The organism is Paraclostridium dentum, assembly GCF_012922555.1.
Classification (GTDB): Bacteria; Bacillota; Clostridia; order Peptostreptococcales; family Peptostreptococcaceae; genus Paraclostridium; species Paraclostridium dentum.
On the sequence record NZ_WIPK01000044.1, the window covers coordinates 1 to 1,601 of the forward strand.

Consider the following 1,601-nt stretch of genomic DNA (forward strand, 5'->3'; position numbering starts at 1 on the left):
GCTCTTTAGCGCCGATGGTACTTGGTGGGAAGCTGCCTGGGAGAGTAGGACGTAGCCGCGTAATCTTTTTTATTTTATGTGGATTTGTGTAGTGGTTGATATTTAGTTTGAGCTTGGGTCATAAAGCTGAGAAGATGCTTTAAATGACCACTGCGCTGCAAACTAAATATCAACCACTTTTTGTTGTGAAAAATAAAGAAGGATTACGCTTGTACGATATGGGATTAAATAAAAAGAGAATTACGTAGCTATGATATGAAATAAAGAGATAATAGAAGATAAACAGTAATAAATGGTTAATATAGGTAAAAACTATTGATTTTAACTTCAAAATAGATAAAAACTATTGGAAATGAATTGTCTAATAATGTTAAAATTTAATAGTATAACAAATCAGGAGGGGAATTATGAAGAAAATTTTATTATTATGTAGTATGCTTCTAGTGATAACGTTATCTCTAGTTGGGTGTGGTAGTAAAGATAAAGAATCTGCTGAAGGTGAAAAGAAATATAACTACTATACAGCAGATCAATTAAAAGAAGCAATAGAAAGTAAAAAAGATATTACACTTGTTGATATACAAGTTAAAGAAGACTATGATAAACATCATATAGAAGGTACTATTCCTACTTATGCTTACCCTGCAGAAAAGGATGAAGAAAAGGCTAAGATAGATACAGTTTTACCTAAATTAGAAGAAAATAATAATCCTATAATAGTTGTATGCCCAGGTGGTGGAAGTGGAGCTAAGAACACAATAAACTATTTAGAATCTAAAGGAATAAAATCAGACAGAATGTTTATATTAGAAAAGGGTCAAAAAGGTTGGCCTTATAAAGAATTACTAGAAAAATAAATTTGAAGCTATCTATATTATAGGTAGCTTTTTTATGCTTAACTGAGTTATACTTATTAAAGGTTTATTAAAAATATATATAATGTACTTTCAGAAATACACTATGTACTCAGTGCGAAGTAGATTTAATTTGGTATAAATTAAATTAAATAAGTTTTAATAAACACATAGATTGGTATATTAAATAGAAGTAACATTTAACGAAATCAGCTATTTTAGTTAAAATTTTATAATAATTATGATAATTTTAAATTTTATAAGATTTATTTTTAAATTTATGTTTAGTAAGAAAGTCGACGGGTATATATATACTATAACAAGTTAACAACAATTTAGAAGCTAATTAAATTAATATATATAAGGTTAAAGGGAGGATTTTAATATGAAAAAATTTGTTTGTACAGTATGTGGATATATACATGAAGGAGAAACAGCACCAGAAATCTGTCCAGTATGTAAAGTTGGAGCAGATAAGTTTGAAGAAATGAAAGGTGAAATGGTTTGGGCAGACGAGCATAGAATAGGAGTAGCTCAAGGAGTAGATCCAGAGATAATAGAAGGATTAAGAGCTAACTTTACAGGTGAATGTACAGAAGTAGGAATGTACTTAGCAATGAGTCGTCAAGCAGACAGAGAAGGATTCCCAGAGGTAGCAGAAGCATATAAGAGAATAGCATTTGAAGAAGCAGAACATGCAGCTAAATTTGCAGAGTTATTAGGAGAAGTAGTAGTAGCAGATACACA

The 1,601-nt window shown here is 29.7% G+C and carries 2 protein-coding genes; both read left to right on the forward strand.

The features are described 5' to 3' along the window. The first annotated feature begins 407 nt into the window (after positions 1–407). The gene (locus GFJ41_RS17685) at positions 408–857 is read left to right on the forward strand and encodes a rhodanese-like domain-containing protein (protein ID WP_024619942.1); all 450 of its coding nucleotides are present in this window, start codon (positions 408–410) and stop codon (positions 855–857) included. 382 nt (positions 858–1,239) lie between these two features. Further along, a partial coding sequence (locus GFJ41_RS17690; RefSeq protein ID WP_170075966.1) for a rubredoxin-like domain-containing protein occupies positions 1,240–1,601 on the forward strand: 362 nt, incomplete at its 3' end.

Excerpts from the sequence above, each read along its gene's own strand:
- GFJ41_RS17685 (WP_024619942.1), top strand. The coding sequence starts at position 408 with ATGAAGAAAATTTTATTATTATGTAGTATGCTTCTAGTGATAACGTTA.